Source organism: Sorangium sp. So ce394 (assembly GCF_051474665.1).
Lineage (GTDB): Bacteria > Myxococcota_A > Polyangia > Polyangiales > Polyangiaceae > Sorangium > Sorangium cellulosum_D.
Genome location: NZ_CP150339.1, coordinates 6,893,834 through 6,913,561, shown reverse-complemented (window position 1 = coordinate 6,913,561; position 19,728 = coordinate 6,893,834). Strand labels below are relative to the sequence as shown.

Here is a 19,728-nt window from a genome sequence, read left to right as displayed (position 1 = left end):
GCCGGAGGGCACCTTCCGGCGGGTTGCGCGCCGGGCTAGCATCGCTGCCCGAGAGGCCGACCCCCGCGGATGCGCTGCTTCCTCTGCCATCGCCGGATCGGCGCCGTCTCGGGGTGCCCGCTCCACGGCGGCGCCGCGGCGGAGCCCGAGGTGGACGCGGCGGAGGCCGCGCCGCAGGTGCCGGGGTTCGATGGGCTCCGCCTCCTCGACGAGGGCGGCTTCGCGCGCGTGTTCGCGGCCTCGCGGCGGGAGGACGGCCTCGCCGTGGCGCTCAAGATCGCGCGCCATCGAGGCGATCCACGCTTCGCGCGCGAGGCAGCCGCGCTCCGCCGGATCGGGCCGCCCGCGGCGCCGCGCCTGCTCGGCGAGGGCGAGCTCGGGGGCGGCTTTCCGTACCTGATCCTCGAGCTCCTCGCCGGGGAGACGCTGGCGCGCTGGATGGAGGCGCTCCCCGGAACGGGCGCCGCCGCGCCGGCCGAGGCGGTGCGGCTCGTCGAGGCGATCGGCGCCGCGGTCGACGGGGTGCACGCGGCCGGCGTCGTGCACCGGGATCTGAAGCCGGAGAACGTGATGCTGCGGCAGATGGGCGGCCCGGCGGCGGGGATCGCCCTCCTCGATTTCGGGCTCGCGCGGCTCGGGGAGGCGGACGGCGCGACGGAGGAGGGGCGCGGGCTCACGCGCACCGGGCTCCGGCTCGGCAGCGCGCTGTACATGGCCCCGGAGCAGTGCCTCGACGCGCGCGACGCCGACGGCCGCGCCGACCTGTACGCGCTCGGGGTGGTCGCGTTCGAGCTGCTCACCGGGCGGCCGCCCTTCGTGGGAGAGGCGTCGGCGGTCGTCCACGCGCACGTCTCCCAGCGCCCGCCGCGGCCTTCGGAGCTCGCGCCCATCCCACGAGGCGCCGACGAGGTCGTGCTGCGCGCCCTGGCCAAGGCGCGAGAGGAGCGCTTCGGGTCGGCGCGCGCTTTCGCCGGGGCGCTCCGGGCGGCGCTCGAGGGCGTCATGGTCCCTTGTGCGCCGCAGCGGACCGGCCGGCCGGTCCAGGAACCGATCCAAGCGGTCCAGGAACCGCTCCAACCGGTCCAGGAACCGCTCCAAGCGGTCCAGGAACCGCTCCAACCGGTCCAGGAACCGCTCCAAGCGGTCCAGGAACCGCTCCAAGCGGTCCAGGAACCGCTCCAAGCGGTCCAGGAACCGATCCAAGCGGTCCAGGAACCGATCCAAGCGGTCCAGGAACCGCTCCAACCGGTCCAGGAACCGATCCAAGCGGTCCAGGAACCGCACCGTCCGCCCCCGCCCCCCCGCGACCCCGCTCCGGGCGGGCCCGCCCCCCCGCGACGTCGCCCCGTGGCGCTCCTCGCCGTCCGCACCGGCGCGCCCGTGGACCAGGTCGCCGGCATCGCCGCCCCGTTCGGCGGGCGGCTCGCCCGGGTGCAGGACGGGCTCCACGTCTTCGCCTTTCCCGGGGCAGCCCGCCCGGCCGCCCGCGCCGCCCTCCAGGCGGCCCGGCGGCTCGTGGCCGCGCTCGGCCAGACGACATCGGCGGCCGTGCACGTCGCCGAGCTCCAGGTGCGCGAGGGCGCCGCCGGCGTGGTGTTCGCGGGGCCCGCCCTCTCGCGGCCCACGAGCTTCTTGCCCACCGGCGCGCCGCGGCCGGTCGCGATCACCCCCGAGGCCGCCGCCCTCCTCCCGGACGCGGCCGCCCCCCTCGACGCAGGCGGCGAAGCCGAAAGCGACGGCGGCGCGAGCGGCGCCGCCCCGCCCGAATCCCCGGCGGCCGAGCTGCCGCTCCGCGGGCGAGACGAGCTCGTCGCCGAGATCGCCGCCCACGCGCGCGCCGCGTGGCGCGACCGCGCGCCGCTCCTGATCACGCTGCTCGGCGAGGTCGGCCACGGCAAGACGCGCCTCTGCGACGCGGTCGCCGCGGCGCTCTCGGCCGAGCCCGGCGCGCGCGCGATCGCCGTCGCCGCGCGACCGCCCGACGTCGCGGAGCCGGCGGGGCTCGTCCGCGCGCTGCTCCGCGCCGCCCTCGCCCTCGACGACGGCGCGCGCGCGGACGCCATCCGCGCGGCGTGCGTCGCGCGGCTCGGCCCCGAGCTCGGCCCCGCGTCGTGGCCGGCGGTCGCCTTCGCGCTCGACGCCCTGCCCGACACCGAGCCCGCGGTCGCCGCGGCGCTCGCCGCGCCGGGCGCGCTCCGCCAGACGCTGGCCCGGGCCGCCGGCGAGGCGCTCCGGCGCGCCTCCGAGGAGCGCCCGCTCGCGCTGGTCGTCGACGACGCGCAGTGGGGCGACCAGGCCGGCCTCGACGCCATCGAGATCGCGACCCTCTCGGGCTCCCGCGCGCCGCTCGCGATCCTCGTGGCCGCGCACCCCGCGCTCGCCGCGATGCGCCCGCTGCACGGCGAGCGGGCCGCGCGCTCGATCCAGCGGACCCTCCCGCCGCTCGACCCGGCCGCGGCGCGCGCGGCGCTGCTCGACCGGCTGCGTCCGGTCGAGTTCGTGCCGGAGCCGGTCGTCGCGGGCCTGCTCGAGGCGGCGCAGGGGGTCCCGCTCTTCCTTGTCGAGCTCGCGGCCGCGCTCCGGCGGGCCGGCGCCCTCCGGAAGGTCCGCGGCGGCCCGGGGTGGTACCTCGCCGGCGACGAGATCGCGCGCGGCGAGGCGGCGCCGATCATGGACCGCCTCGCGCGCCGCGCGCTCGCCGGCCTGCCGCCCCCGCTCGCCGAGCTCGCGGAGGTGTGCGCCGTGGCGGGCGACGAGCTCGAGGTCGACGAGATCGGGCGCCTCCTCGACGAGGCCGCGCGCGAGCGCGCCGTCGGCGCCTGCGGGGGTCTGGACCCCGGCGTCGGCCTGTCCCGCCTCGTGCGTCGCGGCCTGCTGCGCGTCGCGGACGCCGGCGACGGGCGCCGGCTCGCGTTCGCGCACCCGCTCCTGCGCGAGGCGATCGAGGCCGAGGCGCCCCCGCCCTTGCGGCGGCGGCTGCACGGGATCGCGCTCCGCCGCCTGCTCGCGGCGCCCGCGGAGCGAGGCGCCCGCCTCGCGCGGATCGCGCGCCACGCGGCGGCGGCGGGCGCGCACGCCGAGGCGGCCGCGGCGTGCTTCGAGCTCGCGGAGGAGGCGCGGCGGCGGCACCTCTACGTCGACGCGGAGCGGCACTACTCGGCGGCGCTCGCGGCGCTCGCGGCGCTCGCGGCGCTCGCGGCGCTCGCGGCGACCGAGGCGACCGAGGCGACCGAGGCGACCGAGGCGACCGAGGCGACCGAGGCGACCGAGGCGACCGCCGCGGCCGCCCCGCCGCCGGGGGGCGCGGCGAGCCGGGTCGCCGTGCTCGCGGGCCGGGGCAAGGTCCGCTACCGGATCCAGCGCTTCGACGACGCGGCCGCCGACCTCCGCGCGGCGCGGGCGCTCGCCGAGGCCGAAGGCGACCTCTCCGCCGTCGCGGAGCTGCTCCTCGAGGAGGCCACGGTCCTCGACTGGAGCGACGATTACGCGGGCTCGCAGGCGCTCGTCGCCCGGGCGGCGCCGCTCGTGGCGCGGATCGGGGACGCCGCGCAGCGGGCGCGCTGCGAGGTCGCGGTGGGCCGCGGGCACTTCCGCCGCCAAGAGCTCGAGCAGGCCATCGCGCGCCTCGCGCCCGCGGCCCGGGACGCCGGCGCGCTGGGCGACCACGAGGGCTGCGTCATCGCGCTGCTCCTGCTCGCCCCCGCGCTGGTCTACGCGGGCCGGCTCGACGAGGCGGAGGCGCGGTTCCACGAGGTCGTCGCGCGCTGCGAGCGCGTGGGCGACCGCCTGCACCTCGGCATCGCGCTCATGAACCGCCTCACGCTCCGCCTGATGCGCGAGGACCCCGAGGGCGCGCAGGGCGACCTGCGCGCCGCCGTCGCCCTGGCCCGCGAGCTCGGCAACGCGTACCTGGAGCGCGGCCCGGCCCACAACCTGGCCGAGCTGCTCTACTGGAGCGGCGAGCTCGCCGAGGCGCTGCCGCTCGCGGTCCGCGCCTTCGAGCTCCAGCGGCGGTTCTTCCAGGCGACCCCGGTGCCCGACTACGCGCTGCTCGTCGCGCGGATCCACGCCGCCCGCGGCGAGCTCGACGAGGCGGCGCGCCACCTCGACTGGGCGCTCGAGCAGTGCGATCTCGGCGCCGCGCCGCCGGTCACGCGGGTGCTGTTCCGGCTGTGCGCGCTGCTCGCGCAGGGCGGGGGAGGGGAGGGTGGGGGACGGGACGCCGGGGAACGGGACGCCGGGGAACGGGACGACGAGGCGTGGGAGGCGCTCATCGCCGAGGCGCGGAGCGCGTCGCTGCTCAGCGAGCTCATCGAGATCCTCTGCTTCGCGGCGGCCGACGCGCTGAAGCGGGGCAGGCGCGAGGAGGCCCGCCGGTGGCTCGGCGAGGCGGCGCAGAGCTCCTTTGGCCAGCGCTTCTGGAGAGGCCGGCTCGCCCACCTCGCCGCGCGGCTCGAGCGGCTCGAGCGGCTCTACGACGACCCCGCGTGAGCGCCGTTCGGGGGCGCCTGGGGCCTCCGGAGTGACAGGCCCCCTCCCGGCTGTCGCCGCGCAGGCGACAGCGAGGCCGCGGCGCAGGCCAGGAGGGCGCGGGATCCGGCCCCGGCGGCGCTGGTGCGACGCGTGCTAATGCGCTCATCGCGGCCCATCGCGCCCATTGCGATGCGTCGCGCGCTGCCGCGCGACGCCGCGCCGCGCTCCCTCCTCGTGAAAGGCGCAACGATGAACCTGAGATCCGCTCGCCTCGCCCTCGCTGCCTCCTCCGCCCTGTGCCTCGCGACGAGCGCCGCGTCGGCGCTCGACACCTCCGCGCCCTCCGCGCCCGCCGGCACGATCCTGACCAACCCGGCGCTGCTCAAGACGATGGTGATCGGCAATCACCTCCGGCTCGAGGTCCTGGGCGGCAACCTGCTCACCACCAACGCGGACAACCTTCGTGAGCTCACCCGGAGGCCGCTCGCGAGCGCGTCGTTCGCGGAGGGCTCGCTCCACAAGGCCCTGCTCGATCCGCACGCGCGCGACGTGATGCAGGCCCTCGTGGAGTGCGCGCTCCGGCCGGACCAGGGCCTCTCGTGGACCACGTCGGCGTCCGAGCTCTCGGCCGTCGACGCGGGCGCCACGGTCAGCTCCGCCGAGAGCGATCTCTCGTGGGCGATTCCGCTAGGCGAGAAGCCGTCGCTCGCGCCCGTGGTGGTCGAGTGGTCGGGCGACCTCGGGCTCTGCCCGAGCTGGGCTCACGGCGCGCCGTCGACCGAGTGCCAGGAGCTCGTCTCGGCGTGCCTGCTCGCGAGGAACAACGCGCGAGGCGCGCACGTCGACCTCTCGCTCCGCTGGGAGCCGCTCCCCGAGGAGGACCCGCCCGGCGCGCCGTCAGAGGAGACGATCGCTCCGATAGACGAGCGGATGATCCCGAACGCCGAGAACGCGTATCCATTGCAGGAAGGCGCGTTCTTCGGCAACCTGTTCGACCCCGAGGCGCTGAACACGGACGCCGAGGTGAAGCTCGAGAAGACGTTCGGGAAGGGGACGACGCTGGACAAGTCGAAGCTCGTCTACCGCGTCGTGCGGCCGTCTCTCGACGAGGTGGAGGTCGTCTATGAAAATGCGTTCGCCTGCTCTCCTCCCGACCCGCTCTCGTCCTTGATGTGGGTCAACCAGCGCGTGCGGGTGGAGTCGCGCACCTGCGCCATGAGCGGCGACCACAGCCGGGGGTGCGTCGCGCGGAACGCCGGCTCGTGCGCCGGGGAGCCGTATTCGCCCGAGCCGCCCCAGCCCATCTGCGAGATCGGGCATGGGACTTACGCCGCCTGCACCTCCGAAGAGGCCGCGTGGCTGCACCCCATCACGGTGTTCTTGAAGGACCCCTGTGAGCTCTCCGACTGTAGCAACCCGCTGCCGATCAACTTCGACGTGAGGCACGTCTACGACCCCGAAGATCCGTTCTGGTATCGGTGGGAAGGCACGCTGCCCGACGATCCGTTCGGGGATCCGACCTGGGGCGAGCGGATCGATCCGGGCGCGCTCGATCCGGGGGTGCCCGACCCGGGCGCGTTCGGCGGGCTCGGCGCTCCGGAGTTGCTCGGCGGCCAGGGTTCGCTGCCGAGCAACCCGTAGCGCCTGCCCTCCGAGGCGGCGCGGGCATGGCGTCCGTCCTCGCCGGACGGTCCAGCCCTGGTCCCGGCCTGAGCGGCGCCCTAGTCTGCGCGGCGATGGACCCCGCCGCCGCCGCCCGCGATCAGCGCATCGCCCAGATCCTGCTCTTTCTCACGCCCGCCATGTTCACCGCCAACATGGTGCTGGCGCGCGCCACCGCCGACTTCATCCCGCCGGTGGCGCTGGCCGAGCTGCGCTGGTCCGGGGTCGTGCTGCTGCTCTTGCCCTTCTGCGGCGCCGAGCTTCGCCAGCGCCGCGGCGCGCTGGCCCGCGAGTGGCGCGGCCTGCTCGTCCTCGGCCTGCTCGGCATGGGCATCTGCGGCGCCGGCGTCTACCTCGCCGCCGCCACCACCACGGCGACCAACATCGGCCTGCTCTATTCCTTCTCGCCGATCGGCATCATCCTGCTCTCGCGCGCCATGTTCGGCGAGCGCTTGAGCCTGCGCCAGTCGCTCGGCGCGGCGCTGGCGCTCGCCGGCATGCTGGTCATCGTGCTGCGCGGCGATCCGGCGACGCTGCTCCGCTTGAGCTTCACCACGGGCGATCTGCTGATCTTGATCGCCGCCATGTCCTGGGCGCTCTACGCCGTGCTGCTGAAGCGCTGGCCGAGCGCCCTCGGCGTCACCGCCCGGCTGGCCGCCATCGCCGCGGCCGGGGTGATCGTGATGCTGCCCTTCCTCGCCTGGGAGCTGGCCGTGAAGGGCCCGCCGGCCTTCGATGCCCGCACGGTGGCGGCCGTCCTGACCCTGATCGTCGTGCCGGGCGCCGGCGCCTATGCCACCTACAGCTATGTCACAAAGCACCTCGGCCCGAGCCGCACCGGGCTGATGCTCTATCTCTCGCCCGTCTACACCGCCGTCATGGCCTGGCTGTTCCTCGGCGAGGCGTTCGCGGCCCACCACTGGATCGGCGCCGCCCTGGCCCTGCCGGGGCTGTACCTCGCCACCCACAAGCCGGCGCGGCCCGAGGCGCGCTGATCGCCATGAGCGCCGCGCCGCTCTCCGTCGCGCTCTACAGCGAAGGTTGCCTGTTGCGACACCGCCCGACCGAGGCGCTCGCCCGAAGCGGGGTTTGAGGCTCACCGGCGCCCGGGGATCACCTGGAGCAGGTGACGAAGAGCGCGCCCTTCACGCGTCGATCCTGGTGCGGCGAGGTCATCGGCGCCGCGCCTCGTACCGCGCACCTCGCGCGGGCGCGTCGTGTTCTCTCGATCGAGCCATCCGGATGGATACGTGGTCGCCGACGGCCAGGGCCGGACGGCCCCAGTCCAGGCGCTGAAGCTGGCGATCAGTAAACGACGAGGAGCTCGCCGCCGGCCGTCGCGTTGTTGCTCTCGATGAGCTCGGAAATCCAGGCGTGCGGGTCGACGATCGCGCCGAGGTGGTAAGCGCCGTCGGGCGCGTAGGCGCTCGCCGGGAAGGTCACGGTGGCGCACTGGCCCGGATCCAGGGGCGGCACCGGACCGCCGCCGGCGAGGACGTCGGCCGCCGTGACGGTCGCGTCCGCGGAGAGGCGCAGCTCCACGTGGGCGCCGTAGCTCGGCTGGGTGCCCTGGTTGCAGACGGTGACCTCGGCGCCGAAGCTGCCGCCGGGGAGGACGCTCGGTGGCCCGCTCACGGCGGAGACGATGAGGTCCGGCCCGTTGCCGGCGCCGATCAGGCCACCCGAGGCCGCATTGTTGGTCTCGTTCAGCTCTGGCTGCCAGCCGTGGGGATCGACGATGGCGCCGAGGTGATAGGCACCGTCGGGGCCATAGACGCTCGCGGGGATCGCGATGGCGGCGCACTGGCCAGGATCCAGGTACGGCGCCGGGGCGCTGCCCGCGAGCGCATCGGTCGCGGTGATCGTGGAGTCGGCGGACACGCGCAGCTCCACCATGGCCTGGCCCGGGGTCGTGCCCTGGTTGCAGACGGTGACCGAGGCGTCGAAGGTGCTGCCCGGCAGGGCGCTCGGCGGGCCGCTCACCGCCGAGACGACGAGGTCGGGCCAGGAGCCGACGCCGATCAGGGCGCCTGCTCCGGCGTTGTTGGTCTCGACGAGCTCGGGAGCCCAGCCGTGCGGATCGACGATCGCGCCGAGGTGGTAGGCGCCGTCGGGCACGGACGCGCTCGCCGGGAAGGTCACGGTGGCGCACTGGCCCGGCTCCAGGTACGGCACCGGACCGCCGCCGGCGGGGACGTCGGCCGCCGTGACGGTCGCGTCCGCGGAGAGGCGCAGCTCGACGTGGGCGCCGTAGCTCGGCTGGGTGCCCTGGTTGCAGACGGTGACCTCGGCGTCGAAGCTGCCGCCGGGGAGGACGCTCGGTGGCCCGCTCACGGCGGAGACGATGAGGTCCGGCCCGTTGCCGGCGCCGATCAGGCCACCCGAGGTCGCATTGTTGGTCTCGATCAGCTCCGGCTGCCAGCCGTGGGGATCGACGATGGCGCCGAGGTGATAGGCACCGTCGGGGCCATAGACGCTCGCGGGGATCGCGATGGCGGCGCACTGGCCAGGATCCAGGTACGGCGCCGGGGCGCTGCCCGCGAGCGCATCGGTCGCGGTGATCGTGGAGTCGGCGGACACGCGCAGCTCCACCATGGCGTGGCCCGGGGTCGTGCCCTGGTTGCAGACGGTGACCGAGGCGTCGAAGGTGCTGCCCGGCAGGGCGCTCGGCGGGCCGCTCACCGCCGAGACGACGAGATCGGGCCAGGAGCCGACGCCGATCAGGGCGCCTGCTCCGGCGTTGTTGGTCTCGACGAGCTCGGGAGCCCAGCCGTGCGGATCGACGATCGCGCCGAGGTGGTAGGCGCCGTCGGGCACGGACGCGCTCGCCGGGAAGGTCACGGTGGCGCACTGGCCCGGATCCAGGGGCGGCACCGGACCGCCGCCGGCGGGGACGTCGGCCGCCGTGACGGTCGCGTCCGCGGAGAGGCGCAGCTCGACGTGGGCGCCGTGGCTCGGCTGCGTACCCTGGTTGCAGACGGCGACCTCGGCGTCGAAGCTGCCGCCGGGGAGGACGCTGGGCGGGCCGCTCACGGCGGAGACGACGAGATCCGGCCGGTTGCCGGCGCCGATGACGCTGCCTGAAGCGGCGTTGTTCGTCTCGATGAGCTCTGCGAGCGAGCCCACCGGGTCGACGATCGCGCCGACGTGATAGGCGCCGTCGGGCACATAGGCGTTCGCGGGCACGGCGACGGTGGCGCACTGTCCAGGGCTCAGGTCGGCGACGGGGCCGCTCCCCGCGAGCGCGTCGAGCGGCGTGATCGCCGGATCGGCCGAGAGGACCACGTCGACGCTGCTGCCATGGCTCGGGGTCGTCCCTTGATTGCAAACGGTGACGGAGGCGCTGAACGCGCTGCCGGGTACGAGGCTCGGCGGCCCGCTCACGGCGGAGACGACGAGGTCCGGCCGATGGCCGACGCCGAGGGGCGCGCTCGATGCGGCGTTGTTGGCCTCGTTCAGCTCCTCATGCGCGTCATTCGGATCGACGATCGCGCCGAGGTGATGGACGCCGTCGGGCACGTCGACGGTCGCAGGGAGGCTCACGTCGGCGCACTGGCCAGGAGCCAGGGGCGGCACCGGACCGCCGCCGGCCGGCGTGTCGGTCCACGTGATCGTGCTGTCGCGAGACCAGCGCAGCTCCACATGGGCGCCGTGGCCCGGCTGCGTGGTGCCCTGGTTGCAGACGGTCACCGTCGCATCGAAGCCGCTGCCCGGCAGGGCGCTCGGCGGAGCGCTCACCGCCGAGGCGATGAGATCCGGACGATGGCCGACGCCGATGACCGCGAAGGCCGCGGCGTTGTTGCCCTCGATCAGCTCGAAGACCGCGTTGCCCGCATCGGCGATCGCGCCGAGGTGGTAGACCCCGTGCGGCACGTCAGCGCTCGCCGGGAAGGTCACGGTGGCGCACTGCCCTGGGTCCAGGTACGGCGCCGGGCCGCCGCCGGCCGGGAAGTCGGCCGCCGCGACGATCGCGTCCGAGGAGAGGCGCAGCTCCACATGGGTGCCCTGGCTCGGCTGCGTACCCTGGTTGCAGACGGTGACCGAGGCGTCGAAGATGGCGAAGGGCGTCGCGCTCGGCGGCGCGCTCACGGCCGACACGATGAGGTCCGGCTGGTCGCCGACGCCGATCTCGCCGCCCGCCGAGGCGTTGTTCGCCTCGATGAGCTCGGGGACCCAGCTGTCGGGATCCACGATCGCGCCCAGCGTGTACGTGCCCTCGGGCACGTAGGCGTTGGCGGCGATCGTCGCGGAAGCGCACTGTCCTGGGCTCAGGGAGGGCACATATCCCCCGCCGATCCAGAAATCGGCAGGGGTGATCTCCCCATCGGGCGAGAGCAGGAGATCGATCGCGGCGCCATCGCTCGGCTGCGTCCCCTGGTTGCAGACGGTGATCGACGCGTCGAGGCCGCCGCCGACGACGAGGCTCGGCGGCCCGATCACCGCGGAGACGACGAGATCCGCCTGATGGCCGACGCCGAGCAGCCCGCCGGCCCGCGTGTTGTTGGACGTGTCGAGCTCCTCGTTCCAGCCGTCCTCGTGCGCCGCCGCGCCGAGGTGATGGACGCCCTCGGCGACATCCGCGCTGACAGGCACGGTCACCGAGCCGCACTGGCCAGGGTCCAACGACGGGACCGGCGCGCCGCCGATGGGCTGATCGGACGGCTCGATCGCGGCGTCCGGCGAGAGCAGCACCTCCACGGTCGGGGTCGGGCTCGACGTCGTGCCCTGGTTGCACACCGTGACCTCCACGTCGAAGCCGCCGCCGCGCAAGGCGCTCGGCGGGCCGCTCACGGTCGAGACGATGAGATCCGGACCGTCGCCGATGCCGATGCTGCCTCCTGCAGCCGCGTTGTTGGTCTCCAGCAGCTCGCTCACCGCGTCGAGCGGGTCCACCACGGCGCCGAGCGTGTAGGCGCCGTCGGGCACGGTCGCGACGGTCGGGACGTCGACCACCGCGCATTGCCCCGGGTCGAGGCTCCCCAGCGGGGCGTGGCCGGAGAAAGCGTCCCACGGTGTGATCAGGTCGTCTTCCGACAGGCTCACCTCGACGTCCGTGCCGGCGCTCGCCGCATTGCCCTGGTTGCACACGGTCACGGAGGTCGTGAAATAGCTGATTGGAACAGCGCTCGCAGGCCCGCTCACGCCCGCGATCACGAGATCGGGCGCGTCGCCCGTGAGCGCCTCGGCCGCCGCCCCGACAGGCTCGGGTCCGCTGGGAGCTCCGCTGCCCCCGCACCCCACCGTCATCGCCAGCATGCCGGCAATGCAGCACGCCCATCGCTCCAGAGAGACTCGTTGGCTGAGCATAGAGCCTCAGGAGATGCCGGGGCTGTCTCCACGTCAAGGGTCCGTGATCCCGCTATCGCGCCGTGGAGACGTGGAGAGCGACGTCGCGCCGTCACGGCGGAGCAGCGCGCTTGCATTTCTCCGCGCGCTCAGGCGATCTCCTCCACCATGGCGGCGACCACGAGGCCTCACGACCCCACCGGCACCGCCGCCGACGAGGCGCCGGGCGCCGCCGACGACCTCGCGCCCGGCACCCTCGCGGGCGAGTTCCTTGTCGAGGAGGCGCGGAGCCACGGCGGCTTCGCGGTGGTCTACCTCGCCACGCAGCTCGGGACCGGCCGCCCCGCCGCGCTCAAGGTCCTCCGGCGTCGCCTCGCTGCAAGTACCCGTATCCTCGAGAGATTTCAGCAGGAGGCCGCGGCCCTCCGCCGCCTCGCCCACCCGTGCATCGTCGAGATCCTCGGCGCCGGGGATCTGCCCGACGGCCGGCCGTACATCGCCATGGAGTGGATCGAGGGCCGCACGCTCCGGCAGGAGCTCCGCGCCCGGGGCGCGTTCTCCCCGGAAGAGGCGCTCGCCGTGCTCGAGGAGGTCGGCGCGGCGCTCTCGGCCGCGCACGCGCTCGGCATCGTCCACCGCGACGTCAAGGCGCAGAACATCATGACGATCCCGCGGGACGGCTGGTTCACGACGCGGCTCGTCGACTTCGGGATCGCCAAGCTCCTCGAGCCCGAGCGGCTCGGCCGCGGGCCGATCTTCACGCAGAGCAGCGTGCTCGGGACGCCGGGCAGCATGGCCCCCGAGCAGATCGCCGGCCGCCCGGTCGACGCGCGGACCGACGTCTACGCGCTCGGCCTCCTGCTCCACGAGCTGCTCACGGGGCGGCCGGCGTTCCAGGCCGACAACCTCGTCGAGCTCGAGGAGCTCCAGCTCTTCGCGCCGCCGCCCCGCGCGGGCGATCTCGTGGCCGTGCCGCCCGCCGTCGACGCCGCGATCGCGCGCTGCCTCGCGAAGTCGCCGGACGCGCGCTACCCGGGCGTGGCCGAGCTGCTCGCGGACCTCCGCGCGGCGTCGCTCGCCGCCAAGGAGGAGGCGCTCGTCCGCGCGGCGGCGGCGCTGCACGTCGGGGTGCAGATCGACGGGGAGGGCGAGGTCGACGCGGCCGCGTTCGACGACGCGGAGGCGGTGCTGGAGACGGTCCGCCGCGCGGCGGCCGACGCGGGGCTCGTGACGGTCGTGGACGGCGGCGGGGTGCTGGTCGGGGCGACGACGCTCCCCGGCGATCCGGAGGGCAGCCGCGCCGCCCGCGCCCGGCTCGTCGGCGCGGCGCGCGCGCTCGAGGCGACGCTCGCCTCGAGGCCGCGGCCGAGCCCGGCGGTCAAGGTCGCGCTGGTGCTGCACGCCGCGCCCGCGCGGGTCCAGGGCGCGCCGGGCCGGGAGCGGTTCGCGGGCGGCGCGCTCTTGTGCCTCGACGCGTGGACGGCGGGCGAATCCCGGGGCGGCCTCGTGATCACGCCCGCGGCGGGCGCGGGGCTCGACGAGCGGTAGCGCGGCGTCGACGTCGATGCGGCGCCCTTCGAGTGACGCGGGTCCCACGGAGCGCGCCGGTTCGTCGCCGCCAAGTCGTCCTCAGGCGACGCGGCGCTCGCCCCCGGCGCTCGGGATAAGCTGCCCGGGCTGTCGCCTCCGCGTCGCAGCCGGCGATTCGTCCTGTCGCCTTACAGGCCACATGTTGCCGGGGCGGCGCGGCGCTCGCCCCCGCAGGGCCCGATTCCGCAGGGTGGAGCGTCTTGGCCGAAGCTGGCATGTGCCGTGCTGATGTTCATGACGCGAGGCCGGCGAGGTCGACGAGACCGTGGACCCGGCGCGAGCGCGCCGCCCTGAATCGGTCCCTGGCCGTGGGCGCCTGCGATCGAGCCCGCGCGCGTCCGCGCGCGCCCTCCGCCTCAACCGATCTCGCCTCACAAAGGAGATTGCCGTCATGATCCATCGAATGCTGACGAAGGTTGCCGTCCTCTTCTCTTCCTGCGTCGCGTTCACCGTGCTGGGCGCGGCGGGGTGCTACGCGCCCGCCGTCGACGATACAGAGCTGGCGGAGGGCGAGGCGGAAGCCGGCGATCCCTCGGAGGACGTCGGCCTCTCGGAGGACGTCGGCGTGGCGCAAGAGGCGCTCACCGCGTGCGACCCCGTGCTGCCCCACGGCAACAGCGCCTTCGAGAACCAGTTCACGACCACGATCGGCTGCGCTTGCCACCCGTGGTACACGAAGAGCAGCTACAACGTGTGGCATGCCGGGCACGGGGACTGCTGGCCCCTCGGCTGGGCGTCGACCGATCCCAACGATTGCCGCGTCAAGGTGCAGGTCAAGAACTCCGGCGGCTACTTCAACGGCGAATGCCGCGCCCACATCGAAGACAAGCTCGACCCCGCGGCGAGCTGCGTCAACCGCTGCGGCGGGCAAGCGCCTGCCGGCTGCTACTGCGATTCGCTGTGCTCGCGCATCGGCGACTGCTGCCCGGACAAGGCGCCTACCTGCGGCTGACCTACCCCTGCGGATCGCGCTCCGGCCCGAGCCCGTGCCGGTGGAGCAAGCGGTACAGATACCGCCGATCCAGCCCCGCCGCCGCCGCCGCCCGCGACACCTTCCCGTCGTGCGCCCGGAGGAGCGCCTCGAAATACCGGCGCTCGAACTCCGCCAGCACCCGATCGCGCGCCTCGGCGTACGGCAGGCTCACGTCGACCGCCGCGGGCGCGCTCGGCGGCGCGTGGTCGCCCATGGGCGGGGGCGCGCGGAACACCAGGTACTGCTCCACGTAATTCCTGAGCTCCCGCACGTTGCCCGGCCACGCGGCGCGCTGCATCCGGGCGATCACCTTCGGATCGCGCAGCGCCTCGGCCTCCTCCGGCGTCGCGTGCAGCGCGGCGAGGAGATCCTCGATCAGCGCGGGGATGTCCTCGGGGCGCTGCCGCAAGGGCGGCATCGGGATCCGCACGACCGCGATCCGGAAATAGAGATCCGCCCGGAAGCGCCCCGCGTTCACCTCGGCGCGCAGGTCCCGGTGCGTGGCGGCGATGACGCGCACGTCGACCGGCCGCGGCGTGTTGGTCCCCACGCGGCGGATCTCGCGCGCCTCGAGCGCCCGCAGGAGCTTCGGCTGCAGATCGAGCGGCAGCTCGCCGATCTCGTCGAGGAAGATCGTCCCGCCCGACGCCTCCTCGAAGGCGCCCACGCGCTGCTCCGCCGCGCCCGTGAACGCCCCCCGCGCGTGCCCGAAGAGCTCGCTCTCGATCAGGTTGCCGTGGATCGCGCCGCAGTCGACGACCACGAACGGCCTCTCCCGCCGCGCGCTCCGCTCGTGGACCGAGCGCGCCGCCTGGCTCTTGCCGGTGCCGGTCTCGCCCTCGAGCAGCACGGTGACGTCGCGCTCGGCGGCCCGCGACAGGAGCGCGAACACCGCCCGCATCGCCGCCGACGCGCCCGAGAGCGCGCCGAACCGCGCCTCCTCCCAGAGCGGCAGGCGGTTGTGCTCCGTCCCGAACTCGAAGCGCGCGACCGTCTTGCCGAGCCGGATGAGGCTGCCGGTGCGCAGCAGGGCCTCGAGGACGTGCACGCCGTCGACGACGGTGCCGTTGTGGCTGCGCAGGTCGCGGACGCGCGCGCCGGCGTCGTCGATGCGGATCTCGCAGTGGAACCGGGAGACGGTGGCGTCGGCGACCACGAGGTCGTTGCCCTCGCTCGACCCGATCGAGCACCGATCCGCGGACGAGTCCCAGACCGCGCCCTTGGCCGGACCCTCCACGAGCTCGACGCGGAACCGGCGGACCATGCCCGCGCTGTCGGCCGGCCGCGCGCCCGGGTGGGTCAGCGTGTCGCCGCCGCCGCCGCGGGCCGCTCTCTTCGGGGCGTCGCTCGCCATGGGCGCCACGATACCACGGCGGCGCCGCGCCCCGCCGCGCGCGCCCCGGTCAGAAGAACCCGATCGGCCCCGGCGACCACGGCAGCTCGACCGCCTCGCCGATCGCGGGCAGCGCGACGCGGCGGAGCCCCCCGTCGCGCCACGCGAGGAGCACGAGCCCTGGATCCTCGAGCGGCGCGCCCAGATCGACCTCGATCCGCGAGGGCCTCCCGCCCTCGACCTCCGCGACCCGGATCGTGGCGCCGCACTGGCGGACCTCGTAGCCCAGCGGGATCGGCGCCGACGGCGCGCGGTAGAGGGTCTCGAACGCCCCGAGCAGCATCGTGCGGCCGAGGGGAGCGAGGGTGAACGAGGACGGGCCGGTGCGCGTGAGGCGGTGCGGCGCCTTGGCCGTCGAGAGCATCGACCAGCACGAGAAGGCCTCGGGCGACTCCAGGGCGAGGACCGCCTGAGGATAGATGGACGCCATCGGATCCGAGGAGGCGGCGAGGAAGACCCGCTTGCGGGGCGGCGCCCCGATCTCGGCGGTGCGGGCGACCTGCTCCAGCTTCCGCGCGGCGTCCGTGTTCGACAGCGTGGCGAGCAGGAACATGGGCGGCGCGAGCGCGACGTGCACGACGGCGAAGAAGCCCGCGCCGGCGCGGCGGGCCCACGGCGCGCGCCCGGGCGACGGGGCCGGGCGGAGCCCGCGCAGGATGAGAACGGCGAGGAGCGGCGCGATCCCGAGGTTCGGCAGCATCATGACGCGCGACCCCGGGAAGCCGCCGACGGTCGTGAGGAGCGTGAGGAGCGCCCCGGGGACGAGCCAGCGCAGGGCGGCGCGCTCGCGCTCGGGGATGGCGGGCAGGCAAGCGCGGTAGAGCAGCGCGAGGCCGGCGCTCGCCGCGAGGCCGGCGGCGATGAAGGGGCCCACGGGGAGCGCGCCGGCGAGCTCGGAGGGCACGGTGAGGAGGGCGTTGCTGAGCAGGATGGGCAGGCGCTCCGCCGCCCTGGCGGCGAACTGGAGCGGGCTGGAGAGCGGGTCGACGTAACCGCCGGTGTGCGCGGCGCCGCCGCCCACCGCCTTGTAGGCGGCGAAGTACGCGAGGAGGCCGAGCACCGGGAGCGCCGCGGTCGCCCTGGCGCGGACGCCGGCCGCGCGGCCCGGCGGCACGGGGCCGGCGAGCTGGTAGGCGACCCAGTACGCCGCCCCGCCGAGGGCCGCCTCGCCGCCGAGGAGCCCGATCCCGAGCCCGAGCGGGCCCAGGTACCGCCCGGGCCGCCAGCCCTCGTCGCGGTAGCGGAGATAGGCCAGGAGCCCGAGCACCACCGGGAGCGCCGTGATCAGGAAGTGCTGGCAGGAGATCCAGCCGGCCGGCTGCATGTGGCTCGCGCTCGCCGCGAAGATCAGCAGCGCGAGCGCCGCGGTCGCGCGCGGGAGCACCCGCAGAAAGAGCCTGCCGGCGGCCGCGACCACCGCGATGTACAGCGCGATGGAGACGAGGTGGTACCCGAGCGGGGCGTGGCCGAAGACGGCGCGCTGGAGCGTGATCAGCGCGCTCGCCAGGGGGCGGACGAGGTGGAGCCGGATCTCGGGATCGGTCCACCACGGCATCGCGGTGAGGGCGATGATCGCCTGCGTCTTCTGCGGGTCGCCGCTGACGAAGTTGTAGAGATCGTACCAGGGGGGCGAGCCGGGGATCAGCTCCGCGAGATAGCACAGCAGGAGGTAGTCATCGCTGTAGAAGCCGACGATCACCGTGAACGCCGCCAGGGCGAGCGCGAGGAGCAAGACGGCGCGGAAGAAGCGAGGGTGGCAGAGCCACCGCTCGAGGCGATGGGGAGGGGCCGGTTCCATGCGAAGCTGCGACATAGGGCACGCGCGGCGCGCCGTGTAGATGGACGCCGCGCGTCGCGCGTCGCGGCGCCGCACCCCTGCTCCCTCGCTCGAGTCTCCCCTATCGACGCTTCTGCGCCTGATCCGCGGGAGAGCGCTCATCCATGCCGAGATCGTGATTGCCGGTCTCGGTCTGGTCGCGGCGGCCCATCAGGTAGAGCTCCTCGCCGCGGCGGAACACGAGGGGCGAGTCGGGCGGCCGTCACCGCATCGCCGCGGCGGCGCCGCGGATGAGCTGAAGGAGGTCGCGCCGCATCTCGCCGGTCACCGTGTGGCCGACGCCCGGGTAGCTCTCCTCCTCGAGGAACTCGACCTCGGCGGGCGCCGCGGCGGCCGGCGCGCTCGCGGCGGGCAGCGCCTCCCCGCGGGGGCCCGCGGGGGCGCCGCCGTCGGGCGGCGCCGCCCGACGCTCGCACGCGGCGAGCGAGACGAGCGACGCGAGCGCGAGCGCAGATCAGGCGGAGCAGCGGTGGAGGCGAGCGGGGCGCATCGAGGAGAGCCTGCTGAACCCGCTGCTCGGCGGCAACAGCGAACCTTGTCCCGGCGCCAACACCGCGCTCGCCTCGGCAGGAGCAGCGAGCCATCGAGACCTCTTGCCGTATCCGGTGTTCACCGGAAACCACACACATACGAGCGCGTGAAGTTTGGTGCTGTTGGATTTGTCTGTTTTATACCGATCTCCGGGACTCTGCCCAGCAATCAAGGCGCTTTTTGGGTTGTTAGTAAAGAGTGCTTCCTACATAACAAGATGGAGCTGCTTATCAGGAGAATCCGATGATCTCTTTGGCTTATCGATTGGACCGCTTCCCGCGATGGCGGCGGGCGCTCGGCGCGGGGCTCTGCGCCGCGGCGCTCCTCTTCGCCGGGTGTACGGGCCTCGTGGGCGACGGGGACGAGGGCGACGGCACCTCACCGGGCGGCTCGCCGGGCGGCTCACCGGGCGGCTCGCCGGGGAGCGGCGCGGCGCCGACCGAGGTCGCCGAGCGCAGCATGTTCCCGCGGCTCAGCCACGCGCAGTGGGAGAACACGGCGCGCGATCTCCTGCGCCTCGACGAGCGGCCCGGCCTCTCGGCGTCGTTCACGACCGATCCGCTCGGCGGCGTGTTCGACAACAACGAGGCTGCGCTCCTCGTGACCCCGGGGCTCTGGAGCGATTACCAGCGCGCCGCCGAGGAGCTCGCGGCGATGGTGACCGCTGACCCGGGCAAGCTCGCCCGGATCGTGCCCGCCGGCCTGCCGGACGAGCCGGAGGCGCGGGCGCTGGCGTTCGTCGAAGGGTTCGGCGAGCGGGCGTTCCGGCGGCCGCTCACGGCCGACGAGCGGGACGCGTACCTCGCGCTGTTCGACCGCGGCAAGGAGCTCGCCCCAGGCGACGATCCGTTCGTCGCGGGCGCGCGCGCGGCGCTCGAGGGGTTCCTGCAATCGCCCCATTTCGTCTACCGGGTCGAGGTCGGCGCCGGGCCGGCGAAGGACGGGCTCATCCCGTTGAGCGGCCACGAGATCGCGACGAAGCTCGCGTACCTCTTCTGGAACACGATGCCCTCCGACGAGCTCCTCGCGGCGGCGAAGGCGGGCGAGCTCTCGACCCCCGAGGCCGTCCGCGCCTACGCCGAGCGGATGCTCGACGACCCGCGCGCCCGCGAGGTCGTCGGGGCGTTCCACCGGCAGCTCTACGACTACGAGCTGTACCACGACCTCAACAAGGACCAGGCGCTCTACCCCGAGTTCGTCCCTGAGATGGGCGACGACATGCAGCGCGAGGCGGAGCTGTTCGTGGAGCACATCGTCTTCGACAAGGAGGGTGGGCTCACCGACCTGCTCACCTCGCGCACCGCGTTCGTGAACGACCACCTCGCCGCGGTCTACGGCGTCGAGGGCGAGTTCTCGGACAAATTCGAGCAGGTGGAGCTCGCCGAGGCGGAGCGCTCGGGGCTGCTCACGCGCCTCGGCTTCCTCGCGTCGAAGGCGACGGCGCGGCAGCCGGACTCGATCCACCGCGGCGTCTTCGTGAACCTCAGGATCCTCTGCGCCGCGCTGCCGCCGCCGCCGGACAACGCGACGGGGCTGCCGCCGGGCGAGCACGCGACCAACCGCGAGCGCGTCGAGGCGCACACGGGCAAGGGGACGTGCGGCGAGGCGTGCCACGGGACATGGATCAACCCGGCCGGGTTCGCCTTCGAGCATTACGACGCGATCGGCAAGTACCGCACGACCGACAACGGCGTGCCGGTCAACGCCGCGGACGCCTACCGGTTCGGCGGCGCGCTGAAGAGCTACGCGGACGCGATCGAGTTCAGCCGGATCCTCGCCGAGAGCGACGAGGCCCACGCGTGCTACGCGCGGCGCTGGATCGAGTTCGCGCAGGGCCGCAACACCGGCGCGAAGGACCGGCAGTCCATCAAGGAGCTCGGCGAGGCGTCGCGCGGCGGCGCCTCGACCAAGGAGCTCATTCTCCAGATCGTCTCATCCCCTTCCTTCCTCGCTCGCGTTCCCGCGGAGGCGCAATGATCACCC

9 protein-coding genes are annotated in these 19,728 nt (G+C 74.5%); 6 read left to right on the top strand and 3 right to left on the bottom strand.

All coding sequences use genetic code 11. From position 1 onward, the window contains the following. Positions 1 to 69 precede the first annotated feature (69 nt). The 3 genes from WMF33_RS25160 to WMF33_RS25150 all read left to right on the top strand — a co-directional run bounded on the left by WMF33_RS25160 (position 70) and on the right by WMF33_RS25150 (position 7,130). On the top strand, positions 70 to 4,491 hold the full coding sequence (locus tag WMF33_RS25160; protein ID WP_437322220.1) for a protein kinase domain-containing protein: 4,422 nt from the start codon (positions 70 to 72) through the stop codon (positions 4,489 to 4,491). Positions 4,492 to 4,722: 231 nt separating this feature from the next. Beyond that, positions 4,723 to 6,114 (top strand): hypothetical protein, encoded by a 1,392-nt coding sequence (locus tag WMF33_RS25155; protein WP_437322219.1) that lies wholly within the window; start codon positions 4,723 to 4,725, stop codon positions 6,112 to 6,114. A 26-nt stretch (positions 6,115 to 6,140) separates the two neighbouring features. Then, complete coding sequence (locus WMF33_RS25150; protein WP_437322218.1) at positions 6,141 to 7,130, top strand: DMT family transporter; 990 nt, start codon at positions 6,141 to 6,143, stop codon at positions 7,128 to 7,130. A gap of 310 nt (positions 7,131 to 7,440) precedes the next feature. Here WMF33_RS25150 and WMF33_RS25145 read toward each other — a convergent pair whose 3' ends face one another. Next, positions 7,441 to 11,391 (bottom strand): CARDB domain-containing protein, encoded by a 3,951-nt coding sequence (locus WMF33_RS25145; protein WP_437322217.1) that lies wholly within the window; start codon positions 11,389 to 11,391, stop codon positions 7,441 to 7,443. 198 nt (positions 11,392 to 11,589) lie between these two features. On the opposite strand from WMF33_RS25145, the gene WMF33_RS25140 reads away from it, so the two are divergent. After that, positions 11,590 to 12,969, top strand: a complete 1,380-nt coding sequence (locus WMF33_RS25140) for a serine/threonine-protein kinase (RefSeq protein WP_437322216.1) — start codon at positions 11,590 to 11,592, stop codon at positions 12,967 to 12,969. A 433-nt stretch (positions 12,970 to 13,402) separates the two neighbouring features. Continuing rightward, positions 13,403 to 13,963, top strand: coding sequence for a hypothetical protein (locus WMF33_RS25135; protein WP_437322215.1), 561 nt, complete (start codon positions 13,403 to 13,405; stop codon positions 13,961 to 13,963). A 1-nt stretch (position 13,964) separates the two neighbouring features. Here WMF33_RS25135 and WMF33_RS25130 read toward each other — a convergent pair whose 3' ends face one another. Both WMF33_RS25130 and WMF33_RS25125 read right to left on the bottom strand, forming a co-directional pair. Beyond that, complete coding sequence (locus WMF33_RS25130) at positions 13,965 to 15,338, bottom strand: sigma 54-interacting transcriptional regulator (RefSeq protein ID WP_437322214.1); 1,374 nt, start codon at positions 15,336 to 15,338, stop codon at positions 13,965 to 13,967. Between the two features lie 49 nt (positions 15,339 to 15,387). Continuing rightward, complete coding sequence (locus tag WMF33_RS25125; protein WP_437322213.1) at positions 15,388 to 17,175, bottom strand: hypothetical protein; 1,788 nt, start codon at positions 17,173 to 17,175, stop codon at positions 15,388 to 15,390. Between the two features lie 813 nt (positions 17,176 to 17,988). Between WMF33_RS25125 and WMF33_RS25120 the strand changes: the two genes are divergently transcribed. Further along, the gene (locus WMF33_RS25120; protein WP_437322212.1) at positions 17,989 to 19,722 is read left to right on the top strand and encodes a DUF1592 domain-containing protein; all 1,734 of its coding nucleotides are present in this window, start codon (positions 17,989 to 17,991) and stop codon (positions 19,720 to 19,722) included. Positions 19,723 to 19,728 lie beyond the last annotated feature (6 nt).

What these genes read in the sequence shown, in the direction of transcription:
- WMF33_RS25160 (WP_437322220.1), top strand. Translation starts at nt 70, where the DNA reads ATGCGCTGCTTCCTCTGCCATCGCCGGATCGGCGCCGTCTCGGGGTGC.
- WMF33_RS25155 (WP_437322219.1), top strand. Translation starts at nt 4,723, where the DNA reads ATGAACCTGAGATCCGCTCGCCTCGCCCTCGCTGCCTCCTCCGCCCTG.
- WMF33_RS25150 (WP_437322218.1), top strand. Translation starts at nt 6,141, where the DNA reads ATGGCGTCCGTCCTCGCCGGACGGTCCAGCCCTGGTCCCGGCCTGAGC.
- WMF33_RS25145 (WP_437322217.1), bottom strand. Translation starts at nt 11,391, where the DNA reads ATGCTGGCGATGACGGTGGGGTGCGGGGGCAGCGGAGCTCCCAGCGGA.
- WMF33_RS25140 (WP_437322216.1), top strand. Translation starts at nt 11,590, where the DNA reads ATGGCGGCGACCACGAGGCCTCACGACCCCACCGGCACCGCCGCCGAC.
- WMF33_RS25135 (WP_437322215.1), top strand. Translation starts at nt 13,403, where the DNA reads ATGATCCATCGAATGCTGACGAAGGTTGCCGTCCTCTTCTCTTCCTGC.
- WMF33_RS25130 (WP_437322214.1), bottom strand. Translation starts at nt 15,338, where the DNA reads ATGGCGAGCGACGCCCCGAAGAGAGCGGCCCGCGGCGGCGGCGGCGAC.
- WMF33_RS25125 (WP_437322213.1), bottom strand. Translation starts at nt 17,175, where the DNA reads ATGGAACCGGCCCCTCCCCATCGCCTCGAGCGGTGGCTCTGCCACCCT.
- WMF33_RS25120 (WP_437322212.1), top strand. Translation starts at nt 17,989, where the DNA reads ATGATCTCTTTGGCTTATCGATTGGACCGCTTCCCGCGATGGCGGCGG.